Annotated in this window: 15 protein-coding genes; 6 read left to right on the plus strand and 9 right to left on the minus strand. The window is 73.9% G+C overall.

Annotated features, from left to right (window positions below; all coding sequences use genetic code 11):
* The first annotated feature begins 278 nt into the window (after nt 1–278).
* Nucleotides 279–1,301, plus strand: a complete 1,023-nt coding sequence (locus ACZ4M8_RS06685; RefSeq protein WP_467605271.1) for an ABC transporter permease subunit — start codon at nt 279–281, stop codon at nt 1,299–1,301.
* A gap of 273 nt (nt 1,302–1,574) precedes the next feature.
* On the opposite strand, the gene ACZ4M8_RS06690 is transcribed toward ACZ4M8_RS06685, so the two are convergent.
* Nucleotides 1,575–1,892: an ATP/GTP-binding protein gene (locus ACZ4M8_RS06690; RefSeq protein WP_467603925.1), complete on the minus strand. Its 318-nt coding sequence runs from the start codon at nt 1,890–1,892 to the stop codon at nt 1,575–1,577.
* A gap of 190 nt (nt 1,893–2,082) precedes the next feature.
* Between ACZ4M8_RS06690 and ACZ4M8_RS06695 the strand changes: the two genes are divergently transcribed.
* Complete coding sequence (locus ACZ4M8_RS06695; protein ID WP_467603928.1) at nt 2,083–3,132, plus strand: LLM class flavin-dependent oxidoreductase; 1,050 nt, start codon at nt 2,083–2,085, stop codon at nt 3,130–3,132.
* 180 nt (nt 3,133–3,312) lie between these two features.
* Here the strand turns inward: ACZ4M8_RS06695 and ACZ4M8_RS06700 are convergent, their stop codons facing one another.
* Entirely contained in the window at nt 3,313–3,705 is a 393-nt protein-coding gene (locus ACZ4M8_RS06700; protein WP_399085738.1) for an SCO5389 family protein, read from the minus strand.
* A 248-nt stretch (nt 3,706–3,953) separates the two neighbouring features.
* On the opposite strand from ACZ4M8_RS06700, the gene nucS reads away from it, so the two are divergent.
* A complete protein-coding gene (gene nucS, locus ACZ4M8_RS06705) occupies nt 3,954–4,616 on the plus strand; it encodes an endonuclease NucS (RefSeq protein WP_467603931.1) in 663 nt (220 codons plus the stop codon).
* 138 nt (nt 4,617–4,754) lie between these two features.
* Here nucS and ACZ4M8_RS06710 read toward each other — a convergent pair whose 3' ends face one another.
* The 3 genes from ACZ4M8_RS06710 to ACZ4M8_RS06720 all read right to left on the minus strand — a co-directional run bounded on the left by ACZ4M8_RS06710 (nt 4,755) and on the right by ACZ4M8_RS06720 (nt 8,903).
* The gene (locus ACZ4M8_RS06710; protein WP_467603933.1) at nt 4,755–7,202 is read right to left on the minus strand and encodes an ATP-binding protein; all 2,448 of its coding nucleotides are present in this window, start codon (nt 7,200–7,202) and stop codon (nt 4,755–4,757) included.
* A gap of 287 nt (nt 7,203–7,489) precedes the next feature.
* Entirely contained in the window at nt 7,490–7,813 is a 324-nt protein-coding gene (locus ACZ4M8_RS06715) for an STAS domain-containing protein (protein ID WP_467603936.1), read from the minus strand.
* Between the two features lie 241 nt (nt 7,814–8,054).
* Nucleotides 8,055–8,903, minus strand: a complete 849-nt coding sequence (locus ACZ4M8_RS06720; RefSeq protein WP_467603938.1) for a 3-hydroxyacyl-CoA dehydrogenase family protein — start codon at nt 8,901–8,903, stop codon at nt 8,055–8,057.
* 241 nt (nt 8,904–9,144) lie between these two features.
* On the opposite strand from ACZ4M8_RS06720, the gene ACZ4M8_RS06725 reads away from it, so the two are divergent.
* Nucleotides 9,145–9,717: a cob(I)yrinic acid a,c-diamide adenosyltransferase gene (locus tag ACZ4M8_RS06725; protein ID WP_467603939.1), complete on the plus strand. Its 573-nt coding sequence runs from the start codon at nt 9,145–9,147 to the stop codon at nt 9,715–9,717.
* A 66-nt stretch (nt 9,718–9,783) separates the two neighbouring features.
* Here the strand turns inward: ACZ4M8_RS06725 and ACZ4M8_RS06730 are convergent, their stop codons facing one another.
* The gene (locus tag ACZ4M8_RS06730; protein ID WP_467603941.1) at nt 9,784–10,389 is read right to left on the minus strand and encodes a hypothetical protein; all 606 of its coding nucleotides are present in this window, start codon (nt 10,387–10,389) and stop codon (nt 9,784–9,786) included.
* Nucleotides 10,390–10,549: 160 nt separating this feature from the next.
* On the opposite strand from ACZ4M8_RS06730, the gene ACZ4M8_RS06735 reads away from it, so the two are divergent.
* A complete protein-coding gene (locus tag ACZ4M8_RS06735; RefSeq protein ID WP_467605273.1) occupies nt 10,550–11,848 on the plus strand; it encodes a sensor histidine kinase in 1,299 nt (432 codons plus the stop codon).
* Nucleotides 11,845–12,531, plus strand: coding sequence for a response regulator (locus tag ACZ4M8_RS06740; protein WP_467603943.1), 687 nt, complete (start codon nt 11,845–11,847; stop codon nt 12,529–12,531). Before ACZ4M8_RS06735 ends, ACZ4M8_RS06740 begins: the two co-directional genes overlap by 4 nt.
* 208 nt (nt 12,532–12,739) lie before the next feature.
* Here ACZ4M8_RS06740 and ACZ4M8_RS06745 read toward each other — a convergent pair whose 3' ends face one another.
* From ACZ4M8_RS06745 to atpD, 3 genes are all read right to left on the minus strand, one after another.
* Nucleotides 12,740–13,189: a DUF2550 domain-containing protein gene (locus ACZ4M8_RS06745; protein ID WP_345086176.1), complete on the minus strand. Its 450-nt coding sequence runs from the start codon at nt 13,187–13,189 to the stop codon at nt 12,740–12,742.
* Between the two features lie 148 nt (nt 13,190–13,337).
* Nucleotides 13,338–13,721: a F0F1 ATP synthase subunit epsilon gene (locus ACZ4M8_RS06750; RefSeq protein ID WP_399085766.1), complete on the minus strand. Its 384-nt coding sequence runs from the start codon at nt 13,719–13,721 to the stop codon at nt 13,338–13,340.
* Between the two features lie 108 nt (nt 13,722–13,829).
* Nucleotides 13,830–15,284, minus strand: a complete 1,455-nt coding sequence (gene atpD, locus ACZ4M8_RS06755) for a F0F1 ATP synthase subunit beta (RefSeq protein WP_467603945.1) — start codon at nt 15,282–15,284, stop codon at nt 13,830–13,832.
* Nucleotides 15,285–15,289 lie beyond the last annotated feature (5 nt).

A 15,289-nucleotide genomic window follows, 5' to 3' on the forward strand; every position in this document is an offset into this window, starting at 1 on the left:
CGGCCGTCCGGCCGGACGGCGCTCCGGCGCAGTCCGCGCCCGCGGCCCCCGCGCCGTCCGGTGACGCCGCCGCCCAGGGACAGCAGCCCGCCGCCCCCCAGGAGGGGCCCGCGCGTGAGCACGGCACCGTGGTGCTCGGCACCGTGCCGGAGCGGCCCGCACGGGAGGCGGGGACGATGATGCTCCAGGCCCAGCAGCTCCCCGCGCGCCAGGGCGACGGCCCGCCGCCGCAGCCGCTGGCGGCCGGCGGCAGCCTGGCCGCGGAGCCCGGCACGATGATGCTCAAGGCCCCGGCCGCGCAGCCCGGCCCCGGCGCCCCGCAGCCGAGTGCCGCGCCGCCCGCCGCCCCGGCACCGGCCGGTCAGCCGGCCCCCGCCGGTCAGCCGGTCCCCCCTGCCGGGCAGTTCCCGCACGCCGGGCACGCCCCGCAGCCGCCCGCCGCGGCGCAGCCCGGCCCCCCGGTGCCGCCGCAGGGGCAGCCGCACCCCGGCGCGTTCCAGGGCGCGCCCGGCGGTTACGTCTCGCCGATCCCGGTGCGCCCCACCCACCTCGGGCACGCGCTCGCCTCCGAGTGGACCAAGATCCGCTCGGTGCGCTCGACGATGTGGACCCTGGGCGCCCTCTTCGTCATGATCTTCGGCATCGGCACACTGACCGCCCTCGCCCTGGGCAGCCAGCGCTACGTCGAGCCAAAGCTCGGCATGGCGTTCTTCGGCGTCCTCCTCGGCACGCTCTGCGTCATCCCGCTCGGCGTCCTGGTGATCTCCTCCGAGTACGGCACGGGCATGATCCGTACGACGATGACCGCCTGCCCCCACCGCGCCCGGGTGCTCGCCGCGAAGTCGATCGTCTTCACGGCGCTGTCCTTCGTCATCACGACGATCACCACCACGCTCGTCGCGGTGCTCACCAACGGCATGGTCACCGGCCCCGACCCGACGACCGACGAGTGGCTCCGGGTCACCGTCGGCGCCGGTCTGTACGTATCGGTGCTCGGCCTGCTGGCGCTCGCCGTCGGTTCACTGCTGCGGCACTCGGCGGGCGCCATCAGCGCGATGCTCGGACTGGTGCTGCTGCCGATGCTGCTGGCCGTCTTCATGCTCGGCTCGGAGAGCCTGAAGTCGGTGAGCAAGGCGCTGATCGAGTTCTCCGTGCCCAACTCGCTGGCGTCGCTGTACGGCAACCCGTTCCTCGGCACGGACAGCGGCCCGCAGGGCTGGGAGCCCCTCTGGATCCTGCTGGGCGTCACCGCGGTCGTCCTGGGCGCCGCCTTCGCCGCCCAGTCCAAGCGCGACGTGTAGGCCGCGCTCCCGAGCCCGAAGGGCGTGCCCCCGTTCACCGGCGGCACGCCCTTCGCCGTTCCCGCACGGCCGCACCGGACGCCGTACGGGACTCCCGCCCACGTGCGGCACCAAGGCGCTCTTCTCCAGCACCACCGCCGCCAACCACGCCTCCCGCGCGGTCGCCCGCCGTCTGCGCCTGACCCCGCTGGGCTGGCTGTGGCGCCTGCGGACGGCAGCGGAGCCGGAGAACGCGTCCTGCTTCTGGGGGTGCTCCGCTTCCAGGGGTGCTCCCTAGTACCGCGGCGCGTTCCGCGACCGCTGGAGGCGGGCGCTGCGGCGGTCACGCGCGTTCCAGCACGCCTTGTGCCAGTGCCGGCGGTCGTCGACGTCGCCGAGCTGCGGCCAGGCCACGACATGCGGGACGCCCGGCGGAATCTCCTGGTCACAGCCGGGGCAGCGGTAGTGCTTGGCGGCGCCGCCCCCGCCGACGTGCCGGACCACCCACTCCTCGCCGCGCCACTGGGCGGTCTGTTCCAGACCGTAGCGGTCCCCCTCTGCGCGTTCGGCGGGCTTCGCACCGCCACGCTGGCGGTTTCGACGCGGAGACACAGGGCACCTCGGGAGATCTGCGGGGGCACGGGCCGTCACCAGCGTACGCGCCACGCGGGCGGCCACGGCGGGCCCGGTGCGTTCCTGCGATCATCGGCAGAACCCGCCGCCGGGCCGTGCCTTTGGCACGTGTCAGCCGTTATTGCCGTACGTGGGGGAAGCCGCGTCGGCTGCGAGGAGGCGGAGAGCGATGCGCGTTGGGGCTTTCGTCCTGGCCGCTCAATTCCCGGGTCAGGGACAGGGGGAAGCACTGCACAGAGCGGTCCGCTGCGCGGAGGTCGCGGAGCGTTCCGGGCTCGACGACGTCTGGCTGGCGGAGCACCACTTCGTGCCGTACGGCGTCTGCCCGTCGGCGGTGACGCTCGCCGCCCTGCTGCTGGGCCGGACGGAACGGATCGGGATCGGCACCGCGGTCAGCGTGCTGCCGACCCAGCACCCGGTGGCGCTCGGGGAACAGGCGGCGCTGCTCCACCTGACCTCCGGCGGCCGCTTCACCCTCGGGGTCGGCCGCGGCGGCCCCTGGGTCGATCTGGAGGTCTTCGGCGCCGGACTCGCCGCGTACGAGCGGGGGTTCCCCGAGGCGCTCGATCTGCTGCTGCGCTGGCTGCGCGAGCCGCGGGTGGGCGCGGCGGGCGAGCGGTACACGTTCCGGGAGGTGGCGGTGGTGCCGCGCCCCGCGCAGGCGCTGGCGCCGCCGGACGACCCGGACGCGGAGGTCCCGGGCCCCGGCGTGCTGGTGGCGTGCACCTCCCCCGCGTCGGTGCGGCTGGCGGCCGCGCGCGGCCTGCCGATGCTGCTGGGCATGCACTGCGCGGACGACGAGAAGGCCGAGATGGTGGCGTTGTGGCGGACCGCCGCACGTGAGGCCGGGCGGGACGGCGACGAGATCGCGGCCGTCCGCCATGTCTCGGCCGGTGTGGTGCAGATCGCCGACGACCGGCGGGACGCGGTCGAGACGCTGACGAAGGCGATGCCCGGCTGGCTGCGCCAGGGCCTGAGCGCCCATGTCACCGTCGACGGCCGGGCCCGCGCCATGCGGGACCCGGTCGCGTACACCGAGAAACTGTGCGCGCTGCATCCCGTCGGAACGCCGCGGAGCTGCGCCGACAAGCTGGCGGCCACGGCGGAGCGTACGGGCATCACCACGCATGCGCTGCTCGTCGAGGGGTCGGGTGATCTGGCGGCCACCGAGGAGAACGTCCGCCGCCTCGGCGAGGACGTCAAGCCGCAGCTGGGGTGAGCCGGCGGCGGCCGGGCGGCAGCGGCGTGCGGTGGGAGGGCCGTGCACCGGACGCGGCGGACGGCTTCGCGCTGTACGTCCGGGCGGTCGGGGTCCCGGCCGGTGCCACTGCCGCGCGCACCCGTGTGCAAGGCGCCTGAGCGGCGCGGCGGAAAGGGTGCGCGGCGGCAGCGGCCCCGGTCAGCAGTCGCGCAGTTCCGGTGACTGGTTCAGCAGCTGACCGCGGATGGAGGTGAAGCGGCCCAGGCGGTCGTCGACCGCCGGGTCGAGCGGGAAAACCGCGACGCGATGGCAGTTCTGGAAGGCGAGACGGACGCCGAAGTGACGTTCCAGCGATCCGCGGATCGCATCGCTCGCCAGTGCGCGCAGCAACTGACCGCGCGCCTGCTCGTCCGGCGGCGGCGTCTGATTGTCGGCGAACTCCCCGCCGTCCTCCTTCAGCCGGACCACCAGCGAGCTGATCATTCCCCATGCGTAGGGCAGGGAGGTACGGACGCAGTCGACAAATGCGGCTTCGTCGACCTCGCCTCGCTCGGCCTGTTCGAGGAGGGCCGGTGAGACGTCGAGCGACATGAGGTTCTCCTCTCGCGGCCCCACCGGGTCGGGGGGCCTAAGGGACGGGACATGGGGCATCGCGACGGAGCGTATTCGCCTCACGACCCCCCGCATCAACCGTAGGGCGCGCAAGAGCCGGGCACCAGAAGATTGCACAGACAACCGGCCAAGGACCGCTGCCGGAGGTGCGGGGGTTTCCGCCGGAAAGGTCCGCGGCTCCGGGGCGAATCGCGCGGGCGGCCCCCGGTCGAGTAGCGTGACGCCCCATGCGTCTCGTCATCGCCCGCTGCTCCGTGGACTACGCGGGCCGGCTCACCGCCCATCTCCCCTCCGCCCCCCGCCTCATCCTGGTGAAGGCGGACGGTTCGGTCTCCATCCACGCGGATGACCGTGCCTACAAGCCCCTCAACTGGATGTCGCCGCCGTGCACCCTCAAGGAGGGCGACGGTCAGGTGTGGACGGTGGAGAACAAGGGCGGCGAGAAGCTCATCATCACCATCGAGGAGGTCCTGCACGACTCCTCGCACGAGCTGGGCGTCGACCCGGGTCTGATCAAGGACGGTGTGGAGGCCCACCTCCAGGAGCTGCTCGCCGACCGGATCGAAACGCTCGGCGAGGGCTATTCGCTGATTCGGCGCGAATACCCCACCGCCATCGGCCCGGTGGACATCCTGTGCCGCGACGCCGACGGTCAGACCGTGGCCGTGGAGATCAAGCGGCGCGGCGAGATCGACGGGGTGGAGCAGCTCACCCGCTACCTCGAACTCCTCAACCGCGACCCGCACCTGGCGCCGGTCAAGGGCATCTTCGCCGCCCAGGAGATCAAGCCGCAGGCCCGGGTGCTGGCCACCGACCGCCAGATCGGCTGTGTGGTGCTCGACTACGACGGTCTGCGCGGCATCGAGGACGACAAGCTCCGCCTGTTCTGACCCCCGGCCCCCGGCCCGTACGACGGCCCGGTACGCACCCGACCGCCCACGGAGGCGGGCCGGGACGCGTACCGGGCCGTCGCGCGTTCCGTACGGCCCGTACGGAAACTCCCGTACGGCCCGTACGCCGCGGCGTCGTCAGGCCGTCGGGGAGCCGTCCGCGGTGGCCGTGCGGGCGGCGGGGCCGCTCTGTGAGTCCGAGGCGGACGGGCTCTGGCCGGTCGGCTTGCCGGTGGGGCCGGTCGGGTCCGGGGTCGTCGGCTCGTCCGTCGGCTTGTCGGTGGGCGTCGGGTCGGTCGGCCGCTGCGTGGGGCGGGTCGGGCGGCCGGTCGGCTCGGTGGGACGGCCGGTGGGGCGGGTCGGGGCGGTCGACGGGTCCGTCGGCGTCGGGGAGGTGGTGGGCGAGGTGCTGCTGGGCGCGCCGGTCGACGGGGACGGGCTCTGCGACTCCCGCGACGGGGTGGCCGAGGCGGAGGTGGCGGGCGGCGGCTCGGGCGACCAGGTGTCCGCGGGTGTCGTCGGCCCGCCGTCCGGTGTGGTGGGCTGCTCCAGGGTGGCCGGGCCGCCGGGGCGGTCGTCGCCGTCGCCGGCGGTGGCGCCGAGCGTGACGACGGTGCCGAGCACCGCGGCGAGCAGCACACCGGCGCCCGCCGCGGCGAGGTTACGGCGGGTGGTGGACCTCCCGGTCGCGGCGGCGGGCCGCACGGCGGTCTCGTCGTCCTTCTTCCCGGCGGACGCGGTGCGGGTGGTGACGAGCGGTGTGCCGGCCACCGGGGTCGCCGGGCCGGGGCGGGCGTGCCGCGGTCCGGCGGCGGAGGCGGAGGCTGTCGCGGGCGGTACGGGGGTGCCGGTCGGTACGGCGCCGGGCGCGGGCGGCGGCGGGGTGCCGGTGCCCTCGGCGCTCTGCCGCTCCCGGTCGGCGACGAGGGCGAGGGCGCGGCGTCCGGCGACCGCGCCGCTGCGGTCGGAGAGCACGCCGCGCAGCCCGATGGACGCCTCCAGTTCGGCGCGAGCCCGGTCGAGGTGGTCGCCGCAGAGCGCCAGGACGCCCAACTCGTGGTGGAAATAGGCTTCTTCGGCGACCTCGCCGGCCAGCCGGGCGGCCTCCTGGCCGTGGCGCAGACCGCGCTCCCAGGCGCTCCAGTGCAGTCCGGCGGCGAACGCCGGGGCGGCGGTGCGGGCCAGCAGCACGGCGGCGCTGGCATGACCGCCCTCGCGGCCCGCGGTGAGCGCGGCCATCGCGGCGAGGACGGCGTCCGCCTCGGCGGCGGCGCGCTCCGGGGTGACCGAGGGGTGCCCGGCCCACCAGGCGTAGTGCTGGGCGGCGGTGTGCGCGCGGGCCGTGGCGTCGTCGGCGTATCCGGCGGCGGCCAGCTGGTCGCGGACGGTGGCGGCGAGCCGGTAGTGGCCGCCCGCCGGGGTGATCAGCCCGCAGCCGAGGAGGTCACCGAGGGCGGCGTCGGCGTGGGTGTCCTGGGTGAGGGCGGGCAGATGGGCCTGGTGCGGGAGTTCGCCGCCGAGCGCCACGGCGAAGCGCAGCGTCTCCTGGGCGGCCGGGCCGAGCCGGTCGGCGATCAGCGGCGCGGGGGCCGCGGCGTCGGCGGCGGACGGCAGCGGGGCGTGGTGCCGGCCGGGGGCGCCCGCGGAGGCGGGCGCGAAGAGGCCCGGACCGTCACCGGCGGCGTCGCCGCCGCGGTCGCGCAGCCGCAGCAGCGCCGCCGCCTGGACGAAGCGCAGCGGCAGCCCCTCGGACTCGAACCACAGGTCGGCGGCCCACGCGGTCTCCTCGTCGGTCAGCGGCCGCTGCACGGCGCGCTCCAGCAGGCGCAGACAGGCGGCGCGGCCGATACCGCCGAGGAAGACCTCCTCGACCGGGCAGCCGGGGCTGGGCGCCGGGACGTCGGGGGTGGCGGAGAAGAGGAAGGCGCACTCGGGGGTGGCGTCGAGCAGTTCGTCCAGCGCCCGGCCACCGAACTCCAGGTCGTCGAGGACGACGATCGCGCCGATCCCGGGGAGCAGCCGCAGCAGTTCCTCGCGGTCGGGCCGGTACTGCGGGGTGCGGTGAACCGCGGCGAGGAGGGCGTACAGCAGGTCGGTGGGGGTGCGGTGGTAGCCGGAGAGGCGGACGACGCCGTCGGGGGCGACGCCGGCGCAGGCGGTGGCGACGGCGTCGAGGAGGCGGGTGCGGCCCGCGCCGGACGGCCCGGTGAGCCGGACGGAGCGGCCCCGGGTCAGCAGCCGGACCAGCCGTTCGGTCTCCTCGCCGCGCTCCTCCAGGGTGGCGGTGCGGGAGGCGTGGACGGGCGCGCCGGGCGGTACCGGCGGCGCGGCGGCGCGGGCGGCCTCGGCGCGCTCTGCCGCGTCGCGGCGGGCGGGCTCCGCCGGGCGTTCCCCGGGCGGGCAGGGCTCCATCTCGCTGCCGTCGAGGGGATTGACGGTGACCAGATAGCGTCCGGCGACGAGGCGGACGGTGCGGACGGGTTCGTCGGGGCCGGTCTGCATCCCGCCGAAGGCCGGTGCGCCCGGCGCGGCGCCGCCCGCCGGGACGCCGTTCTCCTCGGGCGCCCGCCCGGTGTTCGGGTCCATGCTCACAGCCCCCAGCTGCCCTTCTGTCTCGCTCCGCCCGGCCGCGCGGGCCCGTCCTCGCGGCCGGGTGCGCGCCGTCGTCGTGTGGTCCGGCCGATGCCCCGGCCGCGCGGTGCGGGCCGGGCAGAGGTCAGTTGCCGCGGCTGTCGCGGACGCGGAAGGTGACCCTAGCCCCGGGATGGTACGGGTCCGCCGCCGGGGCCCTGACATGTCCGGAACGACCCGTTCCGGCCGGATGACGGCGGAGCCGCCGGACCCGGACGGCGCACCGCCGGGCGCGCCGGGGCTCACACCCGGGGCAGCGTCTCCGCCGCGAGCCCGCCCTCGATCGCGAGGATGCGGTGCAGCTTGGTGGCGACCAGCAGCCGCTGCATCTGGGGCGGCACCCCGCGCAGTACGAGGCGGCGGTTGACCCGGCCCGCCCGGCGGTGCGCCCCCATGATCACGCCGAGCCCGGTGGCGTCCCAGGAGTCCAGCTCGGTCAGATCCAGCACGAGATCGCCGTACCCGGAGTCGACGGCGGCGTGCAGGGCCGTACGGGCGTCCGCCGCGCTGCGGACGTCGAGGCGGCCCCCGACGATCAGCTCGGCGTAGTCGCCCTTGATGTGCATATGCGCTCCCCGAATGGTGTGGTGCCGTGCTGGAGGCGGCCCCGCCGTTCCCGGCGGGGCCACCCCTGGAGGGTCTACCGAACTGACTGCCTCTCCGACGGCGAAGTTGCCGCCCGTGAGCGAACCGATACCGAATTCACCCGACGGGGTGACCACTTCGCCGCCCCTGATCTGACGTCACGTCAGCATCCGTGGACAGGGCGCCTCCTGAGCTTCCAGGATGCCAGGCCGCGCCGTCGTTTCAGTGCGCGTAGAAGCCGCGTCCGCTCTTGCGGCCGATGTCCCCCGCGTCGACCATCCGCCGCATGACCTCCGGCGGCGCGAACTTCTCGTCCTGCGACTCGGCGTAGATGTTGTCGGTGGCGTGCAGCAGGATGTCGACGCCGGTGAGGTCGGCGGTGGCCAACGGGCCCATCGCGTGGCCGAAGCCCAGCTTGCACGCGAGGTCGATGTCCTCGGCGCTCGCCACGCCCGATTCGTAGAGCTTGGCCGCCTCGACGACCAGCGCGGAGATCAGCCGGGTGGTGACGAAGCCGGCGACGTCGCGGTTGACGACGACGCAGGTCTTGCCGACGGACTCGGCGAACTCGCGGGCGGCGGCGAGGGTTTCGTCACTGGTCTTGTAGCCGCGCACCAGCTCGCACAGCTGCATCATCGGCACCGGCGAGAAGAAGTGCGTCCCGACCACCCGCTCGGGGCAGGAGGTCGCCGCGGCGATCTTGGTGATCGGGATCGCGGAGGTGTTGGAGGCGAGGATCGCGTCGTCCTTGGCGAGCTTGTCGAGCGCCTGGAAGATCTCCCGCTTGACCTCGATCTTCTCGAAGACCGCCTCGACGACGACGTCCGCGTCGCCGACCGCGTCCAGATCGGTGGTGATGGTGATCCGGGCCAGCGCCTGCTCTGCGGCGTCCGCGTCCAGCTTCCCCTTGGCGACGAACTTCCCGTACGACGCCTCGATACCGCCCTTGCCGCGGGCCAGCGCCCCGTCCGTCACATCGCGGAGCACCACGTCCCACCCCGCCTGGGCGGAGACCTGTGCGATACCGGACCCCATGAGCCCGGCACCGATGACGGCGAGCTTCTTTGCCACTGCTGTCCCCTCACACGCTGTGTTTCCCAGAATCGGTCAGGGTGACGATATCTGGACTGAGCGATCGTTTGGTAGGTAAGAGACACGCGTCACGCCGGGGCCCGGCGAACGGCCCGGAGGCCGGACCCGGCGGCCCCGGGAAGCCGTCAGAGGGCCCCGTACGCGGCGCAGTTCGGGCCCCTCGCCCGCCCGGCCCGCGCGGGCGAGAGGTCCGGCGGCCCGCCCGCGTACGCTCGTGCCCATGGTGAATCTGACGCGTATCTACACCCGCACCGGCGACAAGGGCACCACCGCGCTGGGCGACATGAGCCGCACCGCCAAGACCGACCGCCGCATCGCCGCCTACGCGGACACCAACGAGGCCAACGCGGCGCTCGGCGTGGCCCTGGCCCTGGGGCACCTGCCCGAGGAGGTCCGGACGGTGCTGCTGCGCGTGCAGAACGACCTCTTCGACGTCGGCGCGGATCTGTCCACGCCGGTCGTCGAGGACCCGAAATACCCGCCGCTGCGCGTCGAGCAGAGCTACATCGACAAGCTGGAGGCGGACTGCGACCGCTTCCTGGAGCAGCTGGAGAAGCTGCGCAGTTTCATCCTCCCGGGCGGCAGCGCCGGGGCGGCGCTGCTGCATCAGGCGTGCACGGTCGTCCGCCGCGCCGAACGCGCGACCTGGGCGGCGTTCGAGGAGCACGGCGACACCATGAACCCGCTCACCGCCACCTACCTCAACCGCCTCTCCGACCTGCTGTTCATCCTGGCCCGTACCGCCAACAAGGAGGTCGGGGACGTGCTGTGGGTGCCGGGCGGCGAGCGGTAGCTCCGTCCCGGACGGACGTCCGCGCGCCGATCGGCCGGGCCGCCCCCGCCGCGGTCCGGCCCGCGCTCAGCGCAGCGCCTTCGGCGGCCGGGCCTGCTCCCTGTCCGGCGCCGCACCGGTCGGCGTCTTCTTCGCACCGGTCGGCGTCTTCTTCGGCCAGAGCAGGTAGGACAGGGCGATCACCCCGTGGACGGCGACGACCCGGGCCATGGTCAGCTGCCAGCCCCGCAGCGTCGAGGTGTCACCGCCTGCGCCGACGTACTCCACAGCGAGTTGCAGCAGCCCGGCGGCGACCGCGCCCATCACGACCGTCCGCAGCCACAGCTTGCCCTCGTGGCGGGCGCGGGGCAGCCCGTGGCGGGGCGGCTTCACCGGCCGCGGGGCGCCGCCGAAGCGGTGCGCCACATGGCCGTCGGCCCAGCGGATCGTGTAGTGCCCGTAGGCGACGGTGTAGCCGATGTAGACCGCGGCCAGTCCGTGCTTCCAGCCCGCCGTGGCGCCATTGCGCAGATCGATCGCGGTGACGATCAGCAGCGCCAGCTCCAGCAGCGGCTCCAGCAGCAGTACGGCGGCGCCGGCACGCGGCATCCGCAGGCCGTACCGCAGCGTCAGACCCGCCGCGAGCAGCACCCAGAAACCGACCTCGCAGACGATGATCAACGTCACGACCATGGCGTTCCTCCTCCGGTACACCACCAGCCTGGGCCCGCCCGCGGCCCGCGGCGTCGTCGCCCGTGACGATTTACGGCTGCATCTTTCGATGGAGCGACGGGCGGGGAAGGCCCGCCACGGCGAGGAGGCGGGCGGCGGCCCGGCCGTGTTGGATGGACGGATGCCGCTCCCCCGCCCCGCCCGCCCGCACCGCGACGACGTCCTCATCGCGGCCGCCGGGCTGCTCGGCGGGGCGCTCCTGTGGGCGCTGGGGCTGCGCGGGACGCCGCTGCTGCCGCAGCTGCCGTCCTGGGCGGCGCTGGTGGCGCTCGCCGTCGCCGCCGGAGCCGAACTGCTGCGCCGCACCGCACCGCTGACCGGTCTGGCACTCGCCACCGCCGCCCTCGCCCTGGACACCTGCGCCGGGACGCTCCTGGCCACCGTCATGATGTTCACCGACCTGGTGTACGCGGCGGTGCTGCACGGCGGGCCCCGCACGGCCCGCCGCATCCCGCCGGGCTCGGCGCTGGTGACCGTCCTGGGCACGCTGGTCGCGCTCGCCGTCGTCCGCGACCAGCGGGGGCTGTTCATCGGCGTGCTCATCGGCCTGGTCACCCTCACACCCGCCTGGACCGGCCTGATCGTGCGCAACCACCGGGACGCGGCGCAGGCCGCCCGGCTGCGGGCCGAGCAGACCGCGCTGCTCGCCGAGACCGACCGGGTGCAGGCGGTCGCCGCCGAGCGCGCACGGATGGCCCGGGAGCTGCACGACGTGGTCGCCGGACATCTGTCGGCCATCGCCCTGCACACCACCGCCGCGCAGACCCTCGACGATCCGGCCGCGACCCGCGAGGCGCTGGGCGTCATCCGCGAGAACAGCGTCCGCGGCCTGGCCGAGATGCGCCGCCTCATCGGACTGCTGCGCGCCTCCGGCGGCGCCGAGGCCGACGGCGAACCGGCCGCCGTCCCCACCCTCGACGGCCTCCCCGCCCTCCTCACCCGCGCCCGCGCCGCCGGAGCCGCCGGCGGCCTGACCTTCCGCCTGGACGACGCCCGCCCCCGGGACGACGGCGGTACGGCCCGAGGCCCGGACGACGGCGGTACACGGCCCGGCCCCGCGCCCCGGGGCGGCCCCGGAGCACCCCGGCCACTCCCCGTCCCCGTCGAGCTGGCCGCCTACCGAATCATCCAGGAGTCCGTCACCAACGCCCTCAAGCACTCCGCACCCGGCGAGGTCACCGTCCGCCTCGACCGGCCGCCGGGCGGGCCGCTCACCACCGTCGTGACCAGCCCGTACGGCGTCCGCCGCAGGCCATCGGCCGCCCGGTTGCCGGGCTCCGGCGCCGGACTCACCGGTATGCGCGAGCGCGCCGCCCTGCTCGGCGGCGACTGCGAGGCGGGCCGGGCCGACGGCCCCGACGGTCCCGTGTGGCGCGTACGGGCCACCCTTCCCACCACCGAGGAGGCACCTCCGGTATGACCGGCACACCCCCGCGTCCGCTGCGCGTCGTCGTCGCCGAGGACCAGTCGGCGGTCCGCGCCGGGCTCGTCCTCATCCTCCGCTCCGACCCCGGGATCGAGGTCGCCGGGGAAGCCGCCGACGGCGAGGAGGCCCTGCACCTCGCCCGCGAGCTCCGCCCCGACCTCGTCCTCATGGACGTCCAGATGCCCCGCCTCGACGGCGTCTCGGCCACCCGCCGCATCACCGCCGAGGGGCTGGCGGACGTCCTGGTGCTGACCACCTTCGACCTCGACGCGTACGTCTTCGGCGCGCTGCGCGCCGGGGCCGCCGGCTTCCTGCTCAAGGACATGGACGCGAAGGCGCTGCTGGCCGCGGTGCACACCGTCGCCGCCGGGGACGGCATCGTCGCACCCGCGGTCACCCGCCGGCTGATCGCCGAGTTCGCCGGGACCTCCGCGCCCCGGGAGCGCACCGGGCCCGCCCCCGACCCGGCGGTACTGGAGACCCTGACGCGCCGCGAACGGGAGGTCCTCGGCGTCCTGGGCCGCGGCCTGTCCAACGCCGAGGCCGCGCTACGCCTGGAGATGGCCGAGGCCACCGTGAAAACCCACGTCAGCCACCTGCTGGCCAAACTGGGCCTGCGCAGCCGCGTCCAGGCGGCCGTCCTCGCCCAGGAACTGGGCGTGGAACCGCCGCCGTAGCCCTACGGCAGGGAGCGGACGAACGGACTCAATCGGCGCCGGCCACCGGAGATCACTCCGTCAGGGACGAGCCCGCTCAAGCCGCCTCGCCGTTCTCTCCCCCAAACTCCGTCCGGGGGGACCCCCTCCCAGCGGGACAGCACTTCACGCCACGTTGACCCTCCCCCAAACTCCGTCCGGGGGGACCCCCTCCCAGCGGGACAGCACTTCACGCCACGTTGACCCGCTGGCCAGGAGGTGCCGCCTCCAGCCACGCCAGGAAGCCGGTGAGGGCGTCCTCGCTCATGGCCAGTTCCAGGCGGGTGCCGCTGTGGCGGCAGACGAGGACGACGGAGTCGGAGAGCAGCGCCAGCTCCTCCTCGCCCTGCGGGGTGCGGCGCTCGACGACCTCGATGGCGGAGCGCTCCAGGATGCGGCGGGGCCGCGGCGCGTAGGAGAAGACACGGAACCACTCGACGCGGTCACCGTTGTAGCGGGCGACGCCGTAGATCCAGCCCTTGCCGCTGGGCTCGCGCTCGTCCTCCGGTACGTCCCAGCGCAGGCTGCAGTCGAAGGTACCGCCGGACCGCTGGATGAGCCGCCGCCGCAGCCCGAAGACGAACAGCCCCAGCAGCACCAGCACCACGACCGCGCCGCTCACGAGCAGAGCGAGGACCATCTCGACCGACCTCCTCGCCTCTGTGGGGGATCCCCGCGCCGGGTCGGGCGCGAGGGAGGGAAACGCACCTGCATTGCCTCAGCCGCGGGCCGCTCCGGAAGTCTCCGGGCAGCCCGCGGCTGAGGATCGATCTCGTCGGCGACGGGGCTCAGTGAACGCCCGCCACCGCACGCAGCCGGACATCGGCGCGACGCTCGGCGGCCGCGTCAGCGTCCGACTTCGCTCGCTCCAGTGCCCGCTCCGCGCGCTGGACATCGATCTCGTCCGACAGCTCGGCGATCTCCGCGAGCAGAGACAGCTTGTTGTCGGCGAACGAGATGAAGCCGCCGTGCACCGCGGCGACGACAGTACCGTCCCCGCTCTCGCCGGTCGTACGGATCGTCACCGGGCCCGACTGCAGCACGCCGAGCAGCGGCTGGTGTCCGGGCATGACGCCGATGTCGCCCGACGAGGTGCGCGCGACGACCAGGCTGGCCTCACCGGACCAGACCTGCCGGTCCGCTGCCACCAACTCGACGTGCAGCTCAGCCACGATGGCTCCTCGGGTCTCCACCTGCCGGGTCCGGCAGATGTTGGGTCAAATACTAGTGGTCGTACGGGCCGGGGGCGGCCAGGGCCGCCCCCGGTGCCGAGGCCGGGGTCAGGAGACGCCCAGCTCCTTGGCGTTCCGCTCCAGGTCCTCGATGCCACCGCACATGAAGAAGGCCTGCTCGGGGAAGTGGTCGTACTCGCCGTCCGCGATGGCGTTGAAGGCGTGGATCGACTCGTCGAGCGAGACGTCCGAACCGTCGACGCCGGTGAACTGCTTCGCGACGTGGGTGTTCTGCGAGAGGAACCGCTCGATACGACGGGCGCGGTAGACGGTGAGCTTGTCTTCCTCACCCAGCTCGTCGATACCCAGAATCGCGATGATGTCCTGGAGGTCCTTGTACTTCTGCAGGATCGTCTTGACGCGCGAGGCGCAGTCGTAGTGCTCCTGCGTGATGTACCGCGGGTCCAGGATGCGGGACGTGGAGTCCAGCGGGTCCACCGCCGGGTAGATGCCCTTCTCCGAGATCGGACGGGAGAGCACCGTCGTCGCGTCGAGGTGGGCGAAGGTGGTGGCCGGCGCCGGGTCGGTCAGGTCGTCCGCGGGGACGTAGATCGCCTGCATCGAGGTGATCGAGTGACCACGGGTCGAGGTGATGCGCTCCTGGAGGAGGCCCATCTCGTCCGCCAGGTTCGGCTGGTAACCCACCGCGGACGGCATACGGCCGAGCAGCGTGGACACCTCGGAACCCGCCTGGGTGTAGCGGAAGATGTTGTCGATGAAGAAGAGGACGTCCTGCTTCTGGACGTCACGGAAGTACTCCGCCATCGTCAGACCGGCCAGGGCGACGCGCAGACGGGTGCCCGGGGGCTCGTCCATCTGACCGAAGACCAGCGCGGTCTTGTCGATGACGCCGGAGTCCGTCATCTCCTCGATGAGGTCGTTGCCCTCACGGGTGCGCTCACCGACACCGGCGAACACCGACACACCGTCGTGGTTGTTGGCCACGCGGTAGATCATTTCCTGGATCAGAACGGTCTTGCCGACACCGGCACCACCGAACAGACCGATCTTGCCGCCCTTGACGTACGGGGTCAGCAGGTCGATGACCTTGACGCCGGTCTCGAACATCTCGGTCTTGGACTCGAGCTGGTCGAAGGAGGGCGCCTTGCGGTGGATCGGCCAGCGCTCGGTGACCTGGGCGGCCGCCTCGGGCTTGTTCAGGATCTCGCCGAGGGTGTTGAAGACCTTGCCCTTGGTGATGTCACCGACGGGCACGGTGATGCCCGCGCCGGTGTCGGTCACCGGAGCCTGGCGGACCAGACCGTCGGTGGGCTGCATCGAGATCGCCCGGATGAGGCCGTCACCCAGGTGCTGGGCGACCTCAAGGGTCAGCGTCTTGGTCGTGCCCTGCTCGGCAGGGTCGTCGACGTCGACGTGCAGCGCGTTGTAGATGTCCGGCATCGCGTCGACGGGGAACTCCACGTCGACGACCGGGCCGATGACCCGCGCGACGCGGCCTGCGGCCACGCCCGACGCGGCGGTCGGCTCAACAGTGGTGGTCATAGTTG

Source organism: Streptomyces sp. NPDC027185 (assembly GCF_055567035.1).